Consider the following 20,451-nt stretch of genomic DNA (forward strand, 5'->3'; position numbering starts at 1 on the left):
TTAGTGTTTATGTTATAATCAATAAAGGTGCTTTAAGGAGAAAAAATGAATAGAATCAATGAATTAATTAATGAACTAAATAAAATTTATGATATGAAGATTAATTATAATAAAAATTATGAAATGGCATTTACCCATTCTTCGTATATAAATGAACAAAAAAATTTACTCAAACATGATAGTTATGAAAGACTAGAATTTTTAGGTGATGCAACTTTAGAAATAAGTGTCAGTGAGTATTTATATATAAAATTCCCGAATTTTTCAGAGGGGCAATTAACAAAAATAAGGGCTTCGGTAGTTTGTGAGCCATCATTAGTAAAACAAGCTAAAAAATTAGGATTTGACAAATATATTATTCTAGGCAAGGGTGAAGAAAAAATTGGTGGAAGAAATAGACCAGCTTTGCTAGCAGATATATTTGAATCATTTCTTGGTGCACTTTATCTTGATAAAGGTTTAGAAAGTGTAAAAAATTTCTTGAGTAAAACATTGTTTAAAGAAATACAAGACGAAGATTATAGCACGTTTATTGATTATAAAACAATCTTACAAGAGTATATAAGTAAGGAAAAATTAGGAGTTATAGAGTATAAACTTATTTCTTCCATTGGTCCTTCTCACGAAAAGATTTTTGTTAGTGCAATATACATAGACGAGAAAAAATTTGGGGAAGGCACAGCTAAAACAAAAAAAGAGTCTGAACAAATTGCAGCGAAATTAGCTTTACAAAAACTTAATTTTATTTAAAAGGTGAATTAATGAATTTAAAAAGTATTGAAATTAATGGATTTAAGTCTTTTAGGTCTAAATCTATTTTCAAAATTGATAGTAATTTAATAGGAATAGTAGGTCCAAATGGCTCTGGTAAAAGTAATATCATTGATGCTATCAGATGGGTTTTAGGAGAACAATCAGCCAAAAATCTCAGAGGTGGTAGCATGAAAGATGTTATCTTTTCTGGAACTCAAGAAAAAAGAGAGAAAAATTTTGCTGAAGTATCTATAACTTTTTCTGTAAATAAAGAAGATAAAACAATAACTAGACGTTTATATAGAAATGGTGATAGTGAATACTTAATTAACGGAAAAAAATCTAAATTAAAAGAAATTACGGATATATATTTTGATTTAGGAATTAATAAAGAGAGTTACAGTATAATTACACAAGGTAAAGTTGAAAGTATATTATCATCAAAACCTCAAGACAGAAGAATAATTATTGAAGAGGCTGCTGGTGTTTTAAAGTATAAGAATAAAAAAAAGGAAACAAATTTAAAACTAGAAAAAACTGAAGATAATATAAAAAGACTGAATGATATTTTTATAGAAATTAAGGAACGTTACAATGTTCTTTATGAACAAAAAGAACTTACTGAAAAGTATACAAAACTAAAAGACGAATTACGAAAAAAAGATATAATAGTTAATGCACTAAATGCTAAAAATTATAAATTAGAATTAGAAGATTTGAAAAGTAAGGCTGATTTATATCTTAAAAATATATATACTTTAGAAGAAGATATAAAATCTTTAGAGAAAAATGTTTCTGATATAAAAAAAAATCAAGTTTCTTTAGATAAGGATTATACTGAAAAAAAAGAAAAAGAAGTAGAATTAATTAAGGAAGTAGAACAATTTAATTCTTTGTTAAATCTTCATAAAGAAAGAGCAAATAATAAGAGTAATTTATTATTAAAGATAAATAAGGAAAGAGATGAATTATTTTCACGAAAAAATATTATTGAAGAAAAAATTAATAATTTAGAAGAAGAAATTAATATTTTAAAAAATAATCTTGCTGAAGTATCTTCTAAACTTAAAATTTTACTTGCTGAAAAATCAAATTTATCAGTATCTGATATAGAAAATAATATTGAAAATTTAAAAGATGAATATTTTAAGTTAATTAGTTTAGAAGGAAAATTACGCAATGATTTAGAATTTTCTAAAAAAGTAGAGGATAATAACAAGCAAAATATCAATAAAATAAATTCAGAAATATATATACTTGAAAATAAATTACTTGATGAAAAGAATAAATTAAATAATATTAATGAGGACTTGTTATTAAAAAATAAAGAATTTACTGCTTTAGATATAAAAATAAGTAATTGTAATTCTGAATATAAGCTAGAATTAGCAAATAAAGACGAGTTGGTAAAAAATATTTATAGGGAAAAAGAAATACTAACTAATTTAACTCATAAGAAAAACTTTTTAGATAATCAAAATAATAATTTGAATAATTATAATGTTGGCGTTAAGGAAATATTAAAAAATAAAAGTAATATAGTAGGTGTTCATAATACGATAGCTGATATAATTAGGTTTGATAATAAATACACCATAGCATTAGATACTGCCCTGTCAACTTCTCAGCAAAATATTATTGTTGATAATGAAGATGTCGCTAAAAAATGTATTGAACACTTGAAAAATAATTCTAAGGGGAGGGCGACATTTTTACCTATAAATAGTATAAAAAAGAAATTTATAGATAGTGATATCTATTCAAAAATTTCTACTGAAAATGGATTTATTGATATTGCCTCTAATTTACTAAGTTATGAAAAAGCATATAGTAATATAATTTCTTATATGTTAGGTAATGTTATTATAGTAGATAACTTATTAAATGGTAACAAAATAGCAAAAAAAATAAGTTATAAATATAGAATAGTTACCTTAGATGGTCAAGTTATTAATAGTGGCGGTTCAATAACAGGGGGAGCAATATTTAAAAATAACAATTCAATAATAAAAAATAAATCTGAAATTGAAGATTTGAATAAAAAAATATTACAAATAGAAAACAGAGTACAGAGTTTTAATAAGGATTTAGAACTTTGTGATTATAATCTAATAAAATTTAGTAAAAAAATTGAAAATAATGTAACTATTCGTTCAAAATTAGAAATAGAAATTAAAGAATTAAGTCTTAAAAATAATTTATTATTAGAAAGTATAGATAATATAAAATCAGCTATTGAAATAGAAAATTTAAAATTAGATGATATAAATAAACTAAATAATAATAATTTAAACGAAGAAAAAATTGCTGAAGAAATATTAGCAATAAAAAAATCTTTAGCAGAAATTGATGATAAAATTAATGAAGAAAACAATAAAAAAATATTAGTTTCTAAGAATGAAGAAGATAGTAAAAATACTTTAAATGAACTAAATATTGAAAAGTCAAAAATTGCAGAAAATATTAAAAATAAAAAATATATTTTAGAAGATACAAAAACAGATTTAGATTATATTAATTCTCAAATTTTAAAAATAAATTATGAAGAAAAGAATATAGAAAATGAAAAATTATCTAGTGATGATGAAGAAAGTTATAAACTTCAAATTAAGAAAATTCAAGAAAATTTAGACTTAATACATAAGGATATAGACTTATTAAAACATAAAAGAGAAGAGTTATATTCAGAAGATAATTTATTGAATAATCAATATAAAAACAAATTGGTAGAACTAAAAGAATATAATAAAAATTTAGAAAAAACTAATTTAAAAGCAACAAAATTAGAAGTTAAATTAGATGAAATAATAGAGTATTTGAGTAATAATTATAGTGTAACTTATGAAAAATCTGAAGAATTATTAACAAATATAAGCTCTAAAGAATTTTCTAGCTACAAGGAAGATGTAAAAAAAATAAAAGCAGAAATTTCTAGCTTAGGTAATGTTAATATGAATGCAATAGAAGAATTTGCTGAAGTTTCAGATAGATATAATTTCTATAATTCAGAAATAACAGATTTAATTAATTCTAAAGAAAAATTAAAATCTACTATTAAAGAAATTGATAAAGAGGTAGAGGACAGATTTTTAGATACATTTAATAAGGTTGCAAATAATTTTAATAGAATATATAGTGCTTTATTCAAGGGGGGAAATGCCAAGATAATATTAGAAGAGCCGAATAACATCTTAGATACTGGAATAAATATAGAAGCAAGCCCTCCAGGGAAAAAACTTCAAAAACTATCTCTTTTATCAGGAGGAGAAAAAGCATTAACGGCTATAAGTTTACTTTTTGCAATATTAGAAATAAAACATTCTCCTTTTGTCATACTAGATGAGGTTGAAGCAGCTTTAGACGATGTTAATGTTAATAGATTTGCAAAATTTTTAGAATTGTATTCAGAAAAAAATCAATTTTTAGTTATTACCCATAGAAGAGGAACTATGGAAGCAATGAATAAATTATACGGAGTAACTATGCAAGAAAAGGGAATAAGTTATTTATTGCCACTTGATTTAGATAATATATTAAAGGAGGATTATGTAAGTGAGTAGTTTTTTTCAAAAATTAAAAGAAAAATTTTCTAAAAGAGAAGAATTAACAGAAGAACTAATTTCTTTAGATGAATATGAAGAGTTAGTCGAAAGTCAATTAATAACAGAAAAATTTAAAAAAGGTTTAAAAAAATCAAGGGATAATTTTTCCAATGCTTTAAATATTTTAATAAGTTCTTATAGAGAAATTAATGAAGAATTTTTTGAAGAGTTAGAGGAATTATTAATTCAATCAGATGTTAGTTATAATACTGTTTTAGATTTAGTAGACTATTTAAAAATAGAATCTAAACGTCAAAACTTAAAAGAACCAGCTCAATTACAAGATATGATTGTAGAAAAATTAGTAGAAATTTATATGGATGGAACTACTAAGGTTGAATTGAAAACTAATAATGAAGATAAATTATCAGTTTATCTTTTTGTAGGAGTTAATGGTGTTGGTAAAACAACTTCTATTGGGAAGCTGGCTTACAATTTTAAAAAGTCAGGTAAAAAAGTTTTAATTGCCGCAGGAGATACATTTAGGGCAGGGGCGATAGACCAATTAGATGTTTGGGCAAAAAGAAGTGGAGCTGATATTATAAAATCTCATGAAGGAGCTGATGCAGCCTCTGTAATATTTGATGCTATTCAATCAGCAAAAGCAAAAAATTATGATGTTTTATTATGTGATACTGCTGGAAGATTGCAAAATAAAGAACATCTTATGAAAGAATTAGAAAAAATTGTCAGAGTTATTAAAAAAGAAATTCCTAATGCTCCACATGAAGTTTTATTAACGATAGATGCAACAACTGGGCAAAACGGAATTTTACAAGCAAAAACTTTTAAAGAAGTAAGTGATGTTACTGGGGTAATTTTAACAAAACTTGATGGAACTGCTAAGGGTGGTATAGTTATCGCTATAAAGAAAGAGTTAAATATTCCTGTTAAACTTGTAGGTTTAGGAGAAAATATTGACGATTTAGAAGAATTTGACCCAGAAAAATATATATACGGATTATTTTATAAAGAAAATGAAGAAACTTTAAAAGGAATAGGGGATGATAGTAATGAGTAAGTGGGATGAACAAATATTAGTTGTAGAAAGAAATATTATTTTTGATAATGAAAAAAATAACTTTTATGGATTTATACCAAAATCTGATGAGAAAGTTAGCAATATAAGAAAAACATTTTCTAATTATCAAGTAAAAAGACGTGGAGATATGGAAGAAGACCCTTCATATAAACAATTAATTAGTTATACTTTGGTTAAAGATAAAAAAACAGGTAATGTTCTCGTCTATACTAGGCTTATTGGTGGAGGAGAAGCAAGACTACACGGTAAATCATCAGTTGGAATTGGTGGGCATATGAATAATGTTGCTGAAAAAAATATTGATGAAATTTTAAAAATAAATGCATCAAGAGAAGTTGAAGAAGAAATTGGAATAGATTTTCAAGAAGTGTTAGATAATATAGAATTTATCGGTTTAATAAATGACGATAAAGAAGAAGTAGGTAAGGTGCATATAGGCTTAGTATATATCGTCAAAGTAGATAAAGAAAAAATAAATGTTACAGAAGATGATACTCTGCTAGTTGAATGGTTAAATTCAGACAAGGCGAAAAATATAGGAAATTATGAGTCATGGTCTGAATTTTTAAAACCTATAATGTAGGAAAATTTTCTTTCTATAATTTAATAACAAAATAAAAAGACAACAGCAAGGTTGTCTTTTTATTTTATTTAAGAAAATATAAAATAATTTTTATTCTAAAATTTCAGATAAAATAAGTTTAACAAATTAAAAATTTATAAAAAATATTAAGCAAGAAAAGAAAAGTTGAACTAGTTAAAATATCAAACTAAAATTAAATATGTTATAATATTGTAATTGTAAAATTAAAATTAGAAGTTTTGGAGATGATTTTTTGCGAGTATATAAAGATAAAGAAGAACTTATAGCAGAAATAAATAAAAAATTTGAAAAGTATATTTCAGAATTTGATAATATTCCAGAAAGTTTAAAGGATAAGAGAGTTTATGAAGTAGATAGAACGCCAGCAGAAAATCTTGCTTATCAAGTTGGCTGGACAAGTCTAATTTTAAAATGGGAAGAAGATGAAAGAAAGGGACTTAAAGTAAAAACACCTTCTGATAAATTCAAATGGAATCAACTTGGTGAATTGTATCAATGGTTTAACGAAACTTATGCTCATTTATCTTTGCAGGAGTTAAAAGATAAATTAAATGAAAATGTTAATTCTATTTATGCAATGATTAATTCTTTAAGTGATGAAGAATTATTTAAACCCCATATGAGAAAGTGGGCTGATGAAGCTACAAAAACAGCTACGTGGGAGGTGTATAAGTTTATTCATGTAAATACTGTTGCACCTTTTGGGACTTTTAGAACAAAAATTAGAAAATGGAAGAAGGTAGTTTTATAAATAATATTTTATCTAATTTAATATAGTAATTTAAGAAACAGTAAATTTTAATTTGCTGTTTCTTGTTATTAAAAGCAGAAATAGTTTATAAATAAAACTATTCAAAAAAATAAATATTTTTGAAATATTTTATTTAAGAAAAAATCTATTTATCTATTATTATAAAAAATTAGTATTTAAATTTTTATTTTAGAATACTTATATATAATGATTAAAAATAAAATATTTTATTGCTGTATTGAAAATTATATTGTAATTTTAACACTTGATTTTTGCTTTAATATCCATATTGTGTGACAAATATATTAATATAATGTATACTTATAAAGTTATATTAATACATATGTACAGAATTAAAAGAAACTAAGGAGAAATAGATGACAAAATTTGAAGATTTAGGAATTAGTAATGAAACTATAAGTTCTTTACTAGATATGGGTTTTTTAGAGCCAACAGGAATACAGACAGAAACAATTCCCTATGTCTTATCTGGAATAGATGTTTTGGCACAAGCACAAACAGGTTCTGGGAAAACAGGAGCTTTTGGAATACCTATAATAGAAACTATCAAAAACAATAAGGATATTCAAGCATTAATTCTAACACCTACAAGAGAACTTGCTCAACAAGTTGGTGAACAATTAAGATTAATGTCAAAAAATAAAAAATTGAAAATTTCTATAATATTTGGAGGAACAAGTATCGAAAGACAGATTAAAGATATTAAAAATTCTCCGCAAATTCTTGTAGGTACACCGGGAAGAATTATAGACCACATAAACAGAAAGACTTTAAAATTACTCAACCTAACTCACTTAGTTTTAGATGAAGCTGATGAAATGTTGAACATGGGATTTATTGATGATGTTAAGTACATATTATCAAAAATTTCTACTAACCATCAAACACTATTATTTTCTGCAACCATGCCTGATGCTATAAAAGAATTATCAAAACAATTTATGAATAATTATAAATTGATAAAAACAATGAGCCTAGAAGAATTAAATCCAGATATAGAAGAATTTGCAACCATAGTAAAAGATAATGAAAAATTATCAACATTAGTAGGTTTTTTAGATGTTCATAATCCTAATCTTGCAATAGTGTTCGGTAGAACTAAAAAAAGAGTAGATGAACTATCAAGTGCCCTTATTGCTAAGGGATATTTAGCAGAAGGCTTGCATGGTGATATAACTCAATCAAAGAGATTAGAAATTTTAAAAAAATTTAAAAATAATTCTCTGCAAATACTTGTTGCTACTGATGTCGCTGCAAGAGGAATTGATATAATGGATGTTACCCATGTCTATAATTTTGATGTTCCCCAAGATACAGAAAGTTATACACACAGAATAGGGCGTACTGGACGAGCAGGAAAATCTGGTGTTTCAGTAACATTTATAAATCCTGTTGAAATGCCATATCTTCGTGATATAGAAGATATGAAAGGCGAAAGATTAAAAATGTTACGTCCATTTACAAAAGATGAAATTAAAAAATCACGTCACAATAGATTATTTGATGAAATTCTTGTTGATTTAGAAAAAGATACATCAAGTTTAGCAAGTTTAGCTAATAAATTAGTTGCTGAAAGAAATTCAGAAAAAATTATAACAACTTTACTAAATAAATTATTAAACGATAAAAAAGATATAGATATTGAATTATCTTATGAAAAACCTTTAATTAAAAAATCACAAAAAAATAAAAAATTTAATTCTTCATACAAAAAATCTAAAAAGAATGATAATAAAAAATACACTAAAAAATATAGTGATAAAAAATTTTTTGATAAAAGAGGAAAGAGAATGCAAAATAAATAAAACTTTTGTTTTATTTATTTTTTTATTAATATAAAGAAAATTTATATTTAAGAAATATTTTTTTCTTACATAAAAAATTTTTTTGTGTTAGAATAATCTTTAAAATTATTTTTTAAAGGATTATTATGAAAGTAGGATTATTATTAGAAGGCGGAGCAATGAGAGGCATGTATACTGCTGGTGTTTTAGATTCTTTTTTAGATAATAATATAAAAGTTGATGGCATTATAGGTGTGTCTGCAGGTTCACTTTTTGGTGTCAATTACGTTTCTAAGCAGAGGGGAAGAGCCTTAAATTACAATACAAAATACATAAAACATCCTATGTATATGGGTTTAAAATCTTTTATTAAAACTGGAAATATAGTGAATAAAGAATTTGCATATTATACTATACCTCAAAAATTAGATGTTTTTAATCAAGAAAAATTTGCAGATTCTAATATTGATTTTTTTGCTACTGTTACAAATATCGAAACTTGCGAAGCTGAATATATAAAAATAAAAGATGTTTTTAAGCAAATGGAAGTCTTTAGAGCAAGTTCTGCCCTTCCTTTTTTCTCACAAGTAGTTGAGATAAATGGTAAAAAATATTTAGATGGCGGAATAGCTGATAGTATCCCTATAAATAAAATGTTAGAAATGGGTTATGATAAAATTATTGTAGTTTTAACAAGACCACATGAATATAGAAAATCTACTAAAAAAAATCCAATACTTTTTAAAATTGCAGAAAAGAAATATGGAAAATTAGCTGAAACTATTTTTAACAGAGCTAAAGTATATAATAATTCACTAGATAAGATAGAAGAATTAGAAAAAAACAAGGAAATATTTGTAATAAGACCCTCTTATGACTTAAAAGTAAAAAGGTTGGAAAAAGATGTAGAAAAAATTACTAAAATTTATAATTTAGGTTTTTCTGATACTGAAAATATTATGGATGATTTAAAAAAATACTTAAATGTGTAGTAATAATTTATATACTGTGGTATAATTAGAAAGTAAAATTTTATATAAAAGAGGAATGACAGTGAAATTTTTAAAAGAAATATTAGAGTGGATTTTAGTTGTAATTGTATCTTTATCCCTATATTTTGCAATTACAACTTACGCAGCAGCACCTTATACAGTAAAAGGGCATTCTATGGATTACACATTCGCAGATAGTGATAAAGTGCTTATAAATAAAGTTAGTAAAAATTATGAAAGAGGAGATGTAATAGTCTTTCACGCTAATGAAACAGATGATTATATAAAAAGAATAATTGGTATTCCTGGAGATACCGTAGAAGTTATAGATGATGTTTTGTACATTAATGGTGAAAAATTTGAAGAACCATATTTGGAGAAAAAAAAATCAGAGTTAAAATCTAATTCTAAGAATGTGAATCTTACGCTAGATTTTAATATTGAATACTTAATAAGCACGAAATCAAAAACTGTTCCAGAAGGTTCATATTTTGTTATGGGAGATAATAGACCAAACAGCACAGATAGTAGGTCATTTGGTTTTGTTAAAAAAGACACTATCGTAGGAAAAGTTATGCTAAGATATTATCCATTTACATCTGTTAAAACATTCTAATAAAACGAGAATTAATCTCGTTTTTTATTTTATTTAAAAATAGTTTAGAGTTTACATAAATTATAAAAAAATGTAAAATATATATTATATTAATTTTATAGTAGGGTGTTAGTTAATGTTTAAAAAATTATTAATAGATATTGAATTAAAAGATATAATTGACAACAATATAAAAAATCTTTATTTAGAAAATAATATTAATTTTGATTATATAGATAGGATTGATAGCCCCATAAAAAATACTCTATATTTAACTGCAAATAAAGATAAAATAACAAGTAATTGTCAAAGTGTATTTCTAATATTGAATGATTATGAATTTTTAGACATTAAAAATTCTATATGTATAAAGTTTTTAGAAGATGTTATTAAAATATACAAATCAGATTTGCTAGTTTCTTGGGCGACAGAATTACAGTTTTTAGCACAAAATACTCTAGCATATAGTAAAAATCAGTTTGATATTGAAAGAGCAGAAAGAATTAGAGAAATAGCTTGTGAAATGATAAGTTATAAATATAAACTTCCAATAAAAAAAGTAAAAAATTTTTTTGCAAATGAAGTAGGGTATCAAACTCCTAAAATAGAAAATAGGGCAGTTATAATAAAAGATTATAAGATACTTTTAGTTAAAGAAAAAATAGATGGAAAGTGGGCTTTACCTGGCGGCTACCAAGATGTAAATAAAACATTAAGGGAAAATATAATTAAGGAATCTTATGAAGAAGCTGGTTCAGTAGTAAATCCTATAAAAGTTATAGCTCTATTAAATTATAATAAGCATCATGAATATTCATTTCCTTTGGGAATGATGAAAATTTTTGTTTTATGTGATTATTTAAGTCATAATTTTTTAGAAAATACAGAAACAGAATCTGTTGGATTTTTTTCGTTAAATGAATTACCTGAACTTTCACAAAATAGAACAACAAAAGAGCAGATAGAAATGTGTTTTGAATGTTATAAAAATGTTGATGAATGGGAGGTTATTTTTGACTAAGGTCAATAATCTATTATGCAAATAAAAAATTTAATTATTTTAAATAAAAACTTACCCAGTAATGAACAAATATTGGTAGCATTATTATTAACATTTGTTGGAGGTTTTTTTGACGCTTATACTTTTATAAATTCAAAGGGAATATTTGCTAATGCTCAAACAGGAAATTTAATATTTATAGGTTTAGAAATTGCAAAAGGAGATTTTTTAGCCTCTTTTAACTATGTACCACCAGTTTTATTTTTTATTATGGGTGTTATTTTTAATGAATATATTGTAACAAAATATTCAAATTTATCTATTGCTAGGTATCTTAATTTATCCTTAATCATTCAGACCATATTATTAGTTATTGTATATTTAGTACCTAATATTATTGTTTTTGATATAAGACCACTTATTATTTCATTTGTTTGTGCCATGCAGTATGATAGTTTTAGAACTGTAAATAAAATACCCTTTGCTAGTATTTTCTGTACTGGAAATTTAAGGTCGGCTAGTGAACATTTGTTTAGATATTTTTATAAAAAAGAATTAGCTAGTAGAAATAAATCAATATTGTATTTTGTAATAATATTGTTTTTCTTTTCTGGAGTAATAGTAGGAGGAATTTTTTCTAATATCTTTGGGCATAGGGCAATACTATTAACAATATTGATATTATTATTTAATCTTTTTATTTCAACCATACACGATAAGTATATTTTTAATAAAAATTAATAATTGGAGGTCTAATGACTGTAAAAATAATCGATAGATTTAGAACATATTTAGAAAATAAGTCCTTGTCTAAAAATACTATAAACTCTTATATATTGGATATTACAAAATTAAATAATTATTCATTAAAAAAAATACTGGAAAATTTTACAACAAATAGCGAAGACGTAAAAAAATACTTATTATTTTTAAAAAAAGAAAATTATTCAATTTCAACAATTTCAAGAATAGTTTCATCTATAAATATGTTTAATAAATTTTTATTCGAAGAAAATCTTGTTGCAAATAAGATAAAGATTGACTTACCAGTAAAAAAAAATAATTTACTTGAAGAAGAAATAGTGATATTTTCTAGGGAAGAAATAAGTGAAATTCTGAATTTTAAGGGAAATACTTTTATTGAATTACGAGATAAGGCAATTTTTGAATTGGTTTATGCAATAGGAATAAAACCAACAGATTGTATAAATTTAAAGTATGAAGATGTAAATTTATCAATAGGCTATTTAAAATATAAGGGACAAAAAGATATTATTCATACTGTACCACTTAATAAAGAAACTATAAACTCTTTGCATAAATATATTTTTGAATGTAATAAAAAATTTGATAGTATGGAATATTTATTTGTTTCTTCAAAAGGAGATAAATTAACAAGACAGGGATTTTGGAAAATTTTCAAGAGAAGAGCGGAAGATATTTCAATTACAAAAGACCTTAATCCAACAACTTTTAGAAATTCCTTGGCAGTTCATTTACTAGAAGATGGCATATCAATAGACGAAGTAAGGGAACTTTTGGGATTAAGCACAATTCAAAGTTTAAAAAATTATTTAGATAGTATGAATAAAAGTTCAAAGATAAATAAAATTATAAAAAATCATCCTAGAAATAGAATTAATAGTTAGGAAATATATTTAATGTACAATGTAGAATTAGAAGTTTTCCAAGGACCAATGGATTTACTGCTTCACCTTATTGAAAAGATGGAGATAGATATTCATAATATACCCATAGAAAAATTGACAGATAGTTATTTAGAATATATTAAGCAATTAGACGAAATTTCATTAGAAAATGCTGAAGATTATATTGTTATGGCGTCAACACTAATACTTATTAAAAGTAAAAGTTTACTACCCAAAGATGAAGAAGCCGACTATATTGAAGAAGAATTAGTAACGAAACTTGTAGATTATAAGAATTACAAGGAAATTCAAAGTATTTTATCTGAAATGCAGGAAATAAGAAATAATTTTGGAGAAAAAGAAAATGAAGAAATCTTGTTAGATTCCAAATTAATGAATATGCCTGCTAAAAAGCTATATGTAGCCTTTAAAAACATCTTAGAAAATTCCAATAAATTAAGAAAATTAGAAGAAAATATACGTTATAGGAAAGAAATATCCATAGAAAAAATTAGAGAAGAAATAATTTTCAAAATAAAATCTTACGATAGTAAATTTGAATTTGAAAAATTTATTTTGAATTTTCAAACTAGAGATGAATTAGTCGCAGCTTTTATTTGTATTTTAGATATGTTAAGAGAACAGTTAATTATTTGTAATGAGTTAGGAGAAAAACTATATATCGCGGCTAAAGATATTTAGTAAAAATAAATTTATGTTATTAGATAATACAAAAGAAATATTAGAAGGCTTATTTTTTATAAAAGGCGATGAAGGGATATCCATAGAATATTATTCAATTTTCTCTGATATTACTTTAAATGAAGCAGAAAATATTTTAAATATATTTCTTAATGAATACAATAAAAATTCCAAAGTTTTTGTCATAAAAAAATTTGGTGGTGTTTATAAAATGTTGGTTAAGGATAATATTTATAAATTCATAAAAGAAAAATTGTCTTCTAAAAATTTAGTTAAATTGTCAAAAGCCGCTTTGGAAACACTAGCAATAATTGCTTATAATCAACCTATTTCTAAAGCTCAAATAGATGAAATAAGAGGAGTTAATAGTGATAGCATGCTCTATAATTTATTGGAAAAAGAACTTATTTTTTCAAACAAGACTTTAGATAAAATTGGAAAACCAAAATTATATGAAACGACTGACTTATTTTTAGATATATTTGGTTTAGAAAAAATAGAAGAATTACCTAAAATATAAGAAAATATAAATGAGAAATTATAATTTTAATAGTAGGAGGAAAAAATGGAAGAAAGATTACAGAAATTAATAGCGGCTTCTGGTTATACATCTAGAAGAAAGGCTGAAGAATTAATAAAAGATGGTAAAGTTACAGTTAACGGACAAGTTGTTAGAGAACTTGGGACTAAAGCTAGTTCTAGCGATATAATAATTGTTGAAGGAATTAGGCTGCTGAAAGAAAATAAAAGATATTATTTATTTTACAAACCAGAAAAAGTTATAACTTCAATGTTTGATGAAAAAGATAGAAAATGTGTAAAAGATTTTTTCACAAATGTTTCAGAGAGAGTTTTTCCTGTTGGAAGATTAGATTATGATACTTCAGGTCTTTTACTTATGACTAATGATGGAGAATTTACAAACTTAATTACACATCCTAAACACAAGATTAGTAAAACCTATATTGCTAAAATTAAGGGTTCAATAGACGAAAAACATATAAAAATTTTAAAATCTGGAGTTAGAATAGATAATTATAAAACATCTCCTGCCAAAGTAAGTATTGTAAAAAATAAGAACAAGTCTAGCAATACACTTATTCAAGTAACTATTTTTGAAGGTAAAAATAGACAAGTTAGAAAAATGTTTGAAGCTTTAGGTTATGAAGTAATCAAACTTAAAAGGGTAGCAATAGAGGGCTTAAATTTAGAGGGACTTAAAATAGGAGAATATCGTCCATTAACTATTCATGAAGTAAAATCACTAATAAATAAAGCTAAAAACGGATAATTTTTTGAATTTGGAGAACTAATATATGTCAGAAAAAATACTTGTAATAGATGATGAAGAAAGAATAAGAAAACTTTTAACAATGTACCTGGAAAGAGAGGGGTACATAGTCGACGAAGCCTGTGATGGACAAGTGGGTTTGGAAAAATTAAAAAATGTTGATTACTCTTGTATTCTGTTAGATATTCATTTACCAAAATTAAATGGAATAAAAATATTAAGAGAAGTAAGAACTACTAAGGCTACACCAATTATAATAATTTCTGCCAAGGGAGACGAACAAAGTAGGGTTGACGGTTTTGAAATGGGGGCAGATGACTATGTTATTAAACCCTTTAGTCCAAGAGAAGTAGTTTTGAGAGTTAAGGCAATTTTACAAAGAACGAAAAAAAGTGTTTTTTATATGCCAGAATTTAGTGTTAAAGATGTATTGGTATTTAATGAATTAATAATTGATGTTAATTCTCATAAAGTTTTTGTTTCAGGTTATGAAATAAATTTAACTCCAAAAGAATTTGAACTATTAATATTTTTATCTAAATATCCCGATAAAGTACATAGCAGAACTGAATTATTAAAAGCAGTATGGAATTATGATTCTTATGGCGATTTAAGAACTGTCGATACTCATATAAAACGTATAAGAAAAAAAATTAATGTATACTCTCCTGCAGTTTCAAAAATGATTGTTACGGTTTGGGGAACTGGATATATGTTTGATTCTAGTAAAAATTAATTAAGGAGTTAAGATGATAAAATTTTATAGTGTATTAGCAAAATTAATAAGATTTTCTAGCATACTTGTTGGTAAGAAAGGAACGGATTTACCTGGAAAAATTTTGAGAAAATTAGATAAAAATATATTAAATAAACTATCAAATCAATTTAATGAAATAGTATTTATTACAGGAACTAACGGAAAAACAACTACTTCTAACTTAATAGGCCATACTTTGAAAAAATCAGGCTTTAATATTATTAATAATTTTGAAGGTGCAAATATGCTAGATGGCATAATATCTACGTTTGCAATTCAAAGTAAACCAGATACAAAAATAGCCATTATTGAAATTGACGAAGGTTCAATAAAAAAAGTAATGAACTATATAATACCTACAAAATTTGTATTTAATAATTTTTTTAGAGACCAAATTGATAGATTTGGAGAAATTGATACATTAATAAATACAATAGCTGATGAAATTAAAGACAAAGATATTCAGTTAATTCTAAATAGCGATGACCCTTTTGTAAATAGATTATCAAAATACGGGAAAAATAATGTTTATTTTGGGATAAAAGATGGGGCATATAAATTTCAAGATATTGGAATTACTGAATCAAAATTTTGTCCTGTTTGTTCTAATAAGTTAAATTATTCTCATATTAATTATAGTCAATTAGGTAATTATTCTTGTGATAATTGTTCTTTTAAAAGAGTAGAGCCAGATTACGAAGTAACTTTAGCAGAAGTTAATCCGATTATAAATTTATCAATAAATAATGAAGGGCTATTTTCAACTAATCAATTAGGAGATTTTAATATATATAATTTAATTTCAGCCTATGCAACACTAAAAGTTTTAGGTTTAAGTGAAGAGGAAATAAAAAAAGGAATTTCAACTTATTCTTCTAATAACGGAAGAATGCAAATTTTAAAAAATTCCAAAGAAGCCATGACTTTAATAAATCTAGCAAAAAATCCAGCAGGTATGAATGTATCTTTATCTATGGCAAATACAATTAATAAAAATTCAGCTATAAACTATCTTATTGTATTAAATGATAATGGGGCAGATGGATTTGATATTTCTTGGATATGGGATTCAAATTTTGAAATTTTAAAAAAGCAAAATATTGCTAATATTATTTGTGCTGGTAAAAGGGCTAAAGACTTGGCTTTAAGAATTAAATATGCTGATATAAAAACAGAAATTTTTGTAGAAGAAAATATTAAATTAGCTGTTAAAAAATTAAAAAATCTCAATAGTGAATACAATATTGTAATACCTAATTACACCGCATTGGTAGAAACTCAAAAAGAATTAGAAAGTAGGTAAGATAATGAACTTAAAATTATATCATTTTATGCCAGACAAGTTAAATCTTTACGGAGATATAGGAAATGTCATCTCATTAAAAAAACGTTGCGAGTGGCGTGGAATAAATTTAGAAGTAGAAAATATTACTGATACGAGGGGAGTAAAACTTTCTAATTGTGATATGTTTTTTATTGGTGGTGGTTCAGATAGGGAACAATCTATTGCTACTGAACAATTTGTAAAAATAAAAAATGAATTTAAAGTAGCGATAGAAGATGGTATACCAGCCTTAACTATATGTGGAGGTTATCAATTTTTAGGTGAATATTACAAAACTGCTGATGGAAATAAGTTAGCGGGATTAAATATTTTAGATTTTTATACAGAATCTCTTGCAAATAAACCAAGACTTGTTGGAAATATATTATTAGAATCTGAAAAGTTTGGAGATATAGTTGGTTTTGAAAATCACGGAGGAAGAACATATCATAATTATAATAGCTTGGGTAATGTTATAGTAGGTTATGGAAATAATGACCATGACAAAAAAGAGGGCTTACTTTATAATAATTTAATAGGAACTTATCTTCATGGTCCAATACTACCTAAAAATCCTAATGTAACAGATTATTTAATAAAAGCTGCTTTAGACAATAAATATGGAACTTACGAATTTTTAGAATTAAATAATGACGTGGAATTAACTGCTAATAAGTTTATAGCAAACAAGTTAAGAGGTAAGTAATTAATAATGTTAATTATAAAATAATCGAAAAAATTTCTGTTGAAGATTTTATTGAAATTCTTAATAAGTCAACATTAAGAGAAAGACTACCAGTAAATGATAAAAATAGAATAAAAAATATATTAGATAATTCTAATTTATTAATAGGTGCTTATTTGAATCAAAATTTAGTAGGTATAGTAAGATGTGTAACAGATTTTTATTATTGTTGTTATATTTCTGACTTAGCAGTATATGTTGAATATCAAAATAAGGGAATAGGTAAACAGTTAATAGAAGAAGTTAAAAATAAATTAATGAAAGATACAAAGATAGTATTATTAGCTGCTCCTAATGCAATTAACTATTATAGTAATATTGGTTTTGAAAAATCTGAAAATTCTTTTCTAACAAAAGTATAAAAAATAGATTGATAAGTATCAATCTATTTTTTTATTTCTTCTATTACAGTTTCTAACTTCATTCCTCTACTAGCCTTAAATAAAATAATTTCATTTGTTTTCTTATTTTCTTTTAGGTATTCAGCAACTTCTTTAGTAGTTGTAAAACTTTTTATTTCTATATTTTTATTATCAATTGTGTCAGTAATATTTTTTCCTAATTTCCCAACAGAAATTACTTTATTTATAGTAGTATTTTTATTTTTTGAAATATATAATCCTATTTCTTTGTGAAAATTAATTTCGTTACTACCTAGTTCATACATATCACCTAATACGGTTGTTTTGTAAGAATAACCGTTTATTTCTTCTAAAACATCTATTGCAGCTTTCATAGAAGTAGGGCTGGCATTATATGCGTCATTTATTATTAAAGAATTATTGCCATAATCTATGTTTTCTAATCGCATTTTTGTTATTGTTTTTATATTTTCAATAGATTTAATTATATTTTCATCACTAATATTTAAAGATTTAGCTATAACACTAGCATACATAATATTTAAAAGATTATGTTTTCCTTTTAATTTAGTTTTTAATTCACTATCTATATTACTTATATTAAATCTTATAATATCATTTTCTTGTGTATAATTTTCTAAAATTACTTTATTATTACTGTTTATACCACAAGAAATGTAATTTATTTTACTAGATTTTACAATATTATTTAGTAGCTCTTCATCACCGTTATAAATAAATAAACCGTCTTTTTTTAAATGTGAAGTAATTTCAAATTTTCCTCTTGCAATACCGCTTCTATCTTTAAAAAATTCAATATGGCTTTCACCAATATTTGTTATTATAGCAAAATCAGGTTGAGTTAATTTAGATAAAAATTCTAATTGTCCAAATCCATCTGCTCCCATTTCTAATACTAATATTTCTGTATCTTCTGGTGTTGCTAGAATAGTTAGAGGCAGACCTAATTCATTATTATAATTACCACTTGTTTTGTTAACCTTATATTTAGATGATAGAATTTCTGAAACTATATCTTTTGTAGTTGTTTTTCCGTTTGAACCCGTAATTGCTATAACTTTCGCATTTAATTTTGTTAAATAATTTTCTGCAAGTTTTTGGATAGCTACTAGACTATCTTCAACAAAAATAATATTATTTTTCGTGGATATATTTTTTTTCATAGATAGAGAAGCACTAGCACCATTTTTAAATGCTGTATCTATGTAATCATGTCCATCAACATTTTCTCCAATAAAAGGAATAAACAAATCTCCTTTTTGTACTTTTCTACTGTCAATGGCAATTCCTTTAATAAAAATATCATTTTTTATATTTAGTTTATTTGAATTAAGTATTGTATTTAATTCGTTAAGACTATAATTCATATTTTTTCCTACTTACATTCGTTTTGAATTTCTTTTCTTTCTTCATATCTTTCTTTTGCAAGTTTTATAATTTCTTCTATTAAATCAGCATATTTAATTCCCATGTTAGCCCATAGTGCTGGAAACATTGAAAATTGGGTAAAGCCTGGCATAGTATTAACTTCATTTATAAATATTTTATTGTCTTTTGTTAAGAAGAAATCGGCACGAGCAAGTCCAGAACAGTCTAAAACTCTAAATGCTTTTTCTGCCATTTCTTTAAAGATTGGATAAAAATCTTCGTTAATTTGTGCAGGTATTTCCATTTTTGATTGTCCGTCTGTATATTTAGTTTCGTAATCATAAAATTCAGTTGTTGATATATTTATTATTTCTCCTGGCTCTGTTGCTTTTATTTCCTTATAACCCAGTACAGCTACTTCAATTTCTTTTGCTCCGACAAGACCTTCTTCAACAACTATTTTTCTATCAAATTTTAATGCAGAATTAATTCCTTCTATTAATTCATTTTTGTTATTACATTTACTTATTCCTACAGACGAACCTAGATTAGCTGGTTTTACATACATAGGATAAGGTAGTAAATCTTCAAGTTTATTTAAAATATCTTCTTTATTATTTTTCCAATCAACTGCAAGAAAATCATAATAAGAAAGTTGAGGTAGGTTGGCACTAGCAAATAATTTTTTCATTATTGATTTATCCATGCCAGTTGCTGAAGATAAAACGTTATTCCCAACATAAGCAAGGTCCATTATTTCTAAAAATCCTTGTATAGTTCCGTCTTCTCCGTTAGGTCCATGTAATACAGGAAATACAACCTCATATTTCTTATTTTCATAAAATAGTAGTTCACTAATATTTTCATTAAAATTATCAAATATTAAAGTTTTTTCATCTTTAATTTCTTCAGTAATATTTTTTCCTTTTGCCCATTGCCCTGAATAAGAAATAAATATTGGAGAAATATTATATTTTTCTTTATTAATTGCATTTATTATTGATTTTGCAGTAAGTAATGAAACTTCATGTTCTGCACTTTTTCCACCATAAATTATTGCTATATTTTCTTTTTTCATTTTATTCTCC

20 protein-coding genes are annotated in these 20,451 nt (G+C 24.7%); 18 read left to right on the plus strand and 2 right to left on the minus strand.

Annotated elements, in window-relative coordinates; all coding sequences use genetic code 11:
* Positions 1-45 precede the first annotated feature (45 nt).
* The 18 genes from rnc to KMP12_RS01780 all read left to right on the plus strand — a co-directional run bounded on the left by rnc (position 46) and on the right by KMP12_RS01780 (position 17,974).
* Positions 46-750, plus strand: coding sequence for a ribonuclease III (gene rnc, locus KMP12_RS01695; protein WP_215756006.1), 705 nt, complete (start codon positions 46-48; stop codon positions 748-750).
* Positions 751-761: 11 nt separating this feature from the next.
* Entirely contained in the window at positions 762-4,313 is a 3,552-nt protein-coding gene (smc, locus tag KMP12_RS01700) for a chromosome segregation protein SMC (RefSeq protein ID WP_215756007.1), read from the plus strand.
* Entirely contained in the window at positions 4,306-5,376 is a 1,071-nt protein-coding gene (gene ftsY, locus KMP12_RS01705; protein ID WP_215756008.1) for a signal recognition particle-docking protein FtsY, read from the plus strand. The genes smc and ftsY overlap by 8 nt, the downstream gene beginning before the upstream one ends.
* Positions 5,369-5,980: an NUDIX domain-containing protein gene (locus KMP12_RS01710; RefSeq protein ID WP_215756009.1), complete on the plus strand. Its 612-nt coding sequence runs from the start codon at positions 5,369-5,371 to the stop codon at positions 5,978-5,980. The genes ftsY and KMP12_RS01710 overlap by 8 nt, the downstream gene beginning before the upstream one ends.
* A gap of 253 nt (positions 5,981-6,233) precedes the next feature.
* Complete coding sequence (locus tag KMP12_RS01715) at positions 6,234-6,752, plus strand: ClbS/DfsB family four-helix bundle protein (protein ID WP_215756010.1); 519 nt, start codon at positions 6,234-6,236, stop codon at positions 6,750-6,752.
* 377 nt (positions 6,753-7,129) lie between these two features.
* Positions 7,130-8,578 (plus strand): DEAD/DEAH box helicase, encoded by a 1,449-nt coding sequence (locus KMP12_RS01720; protein ID WP_215756011.1) that lies wholly within the window; start codon positions 7,130-7,132, stop codon positions 8,576-8,578.
* A gap of 125 nt (positions 8,579-8,703) precedes the next feature.
* The gene (locus tag KMP12_RS01725) at positions 8,704-9,549 is read left to right on the plus strand and encodes a patatin-like phospholipase family protein (RefSeq protein WP_215756012.1); all 846 of its coding nucleotides are present in this window, start codon (positions 8,704-8,706) and stop codon (positions 9,547-9,549) included.
* Positions 9,550-9,604: 55 nt separating this feature from the next.
* A complete protein-coding gene (gene lepB / locus KMP12_RS01730; RefSeq protein WP_252344656.1) occupies positions 9,605-10,165 on the plus strand; it encodes a signal peptidase I in 561 nt (186 codons plus the stop codon).
* A 115-nt stretch (positions 10,166-10,280) separates the two neighbouring features.
* On the plus strand, positions 10,281-11,165 hold the full coding sequence (locus KMP12_RS01735; protein ID WP_215756013.1) for an NUDIX hydrolase: 885 nt from the start codon (positions 10,281-10,283) through the stop codon (positions 11,163-11,165).
* Between the two features lie 15 nt (positions 11,166-11,180).
* On the plus strand, positions 11,181-11,885 hold the full coding sequence (locus tag KMP12_RS01740; protein ID WP_215756014.1) for a YoaK family protein: 705 nt from the start codon (positions 11,181-11,183) through the stop codon (positions 11,883-11,885).
* 14 nt (positions 11,886-11,899) lie between these two features.
* A complete protein-coding gene (locus KMP12_RS01745; RefSeq protein ID WP_215756015.1) occupies positions 11,900-12,793 on the plus strand; it encodes a tyrosine-type recombinase/integrase in 894 nt (297 codons plus the stop codon).
* A gap of 12 nt (positions 12,794-12,805) precedes the next feature.
* Positions 12,806-13,495 (plus strand): segregation and condensation protein A, encoded by a 690-nt coding sequence (locus tag KMP12_RS01750; RefSeq protein ID WP_215756016.1) that lies wholly within the window; start codon positions 12,806-12,808, stop codon positions 13,493-13,495.
* A gap of 13 nt (positions 13,496-13,508) precedes the next feature.
* Positions 13,509-14,015, plus strand: a complete 507-nt coding sequence (gene scpB / locus KMP12_RS01755) for an SMC-Scp complex subunit ScpB (RefSeq protein WP_215756017.1) — start codon at positions 13,509-13,511, stop codon at positions 14,013-14,015.
* Positions 14,016-14,060: 45 nt separating this feature from the next.
* The gene (locus tag KMP12_RS01760) at positions 14,061-14,786 is read left to right on the plus strand and encodes a pseudouridine synthase (protein WP_215756018.1); all 726 of its coding nucleotides are present in this window, start codon (positions 14,061-14,063) and stop codon (positions 14,784-14,786) included.
* A 25-nt stretch (positions 14,787-14,811) separates the two neighbouring features.
* Complete coding sequence (locus KMP12_RS01765; protein WP_215756019.1) at positions 14,812-15,522, plus strand: response regulator transcription factor; 711 nt, start codon at positions 14,812-14,814, stop codon at positions 15,520-15,522.
* Between the two features lie 13 nt (positions 15,523-15,535).
* Positions 15,536-16,846 carry a MurT ligase domain-containing protein gene (locus KMP12_RS01770; protein WP_215756020.1) on the plus strand — a complete coding sequence of 437 codons (1,311 nt, stop codon included), beginning with the start codon at positions 15,536-15,538 and terminating at the stop codon, positions 16,844-16,846.
* A gap of 4 nt (positions 16,847-16,850) precedes the next feature.
* Positions 16,851-17,573 (plus strand): type 1 glutamine amidotransferase, encoded by a 723-nt coding sequence (locus KMP12_RS01775; RefSeq protein ID WP_215756021.1) that lies wholly within the window; start codon positions 16,851-16,853, stop codon positions 17,571-17,573.
* Positions 17,574-17,596: 23 nt separating this feature from the next.
* Entirely contained in the window at positions 17,597-17,974 is a 378-nt protein-coding gene (locus tag KMP12_RS01780; protein ID WP_371821645.1) for a GNAT family N-acetyltransferase, read from the plus strand.
* Positions 17,975-17,997: 23 nt separating this feature from the next.
* Here KMP12_RS01780 and KMP12_RS01785 read toward each other — a convergent pair whose 3' ends face one another.
* Together KMP12_RS01785 and KMP12_RS01790 are read right to left on the minus strand one after the other, a co-directional pair.
* Positions 17,998-19,362 carry a UDP-N-acetylmuramoyl-tripeptide--D-alanyl-D-alanine ligase gene (locus KMP12_RS01785; protein ID WP_215756022.1) on the minus strand — a complete coding sequence of 455 codons (1,365 nt, stop codon included), beginning with the start codon at positions 19,360-19,362 and terminating at the stop codon, positions 17,998-18,000.
* An 8-nt stretch (positions 19,363-19,370) separates the two neighbouring features.
* Complete coding sequence (locus KMP12_RS01790) at positions 19,371-20,441, minus strand: D-alanine--D-alanine ligase (RefSeq protein ID WP_215756023.1); 1,071 nt, start codon at positions 20,439-20,441, stop codon at positions 19,371-19,373.
* Positions 20,442-20,451: the final 10 nt, after the last annotated feature.

It is taken from the genome of Gemella sp. zg-1178, assembly GCF_018790995.1.
Lineage (GTDB): Bacteria > Bacillota > Bacilli > Staphylococcales > Gemellaceae > Gemelliphila.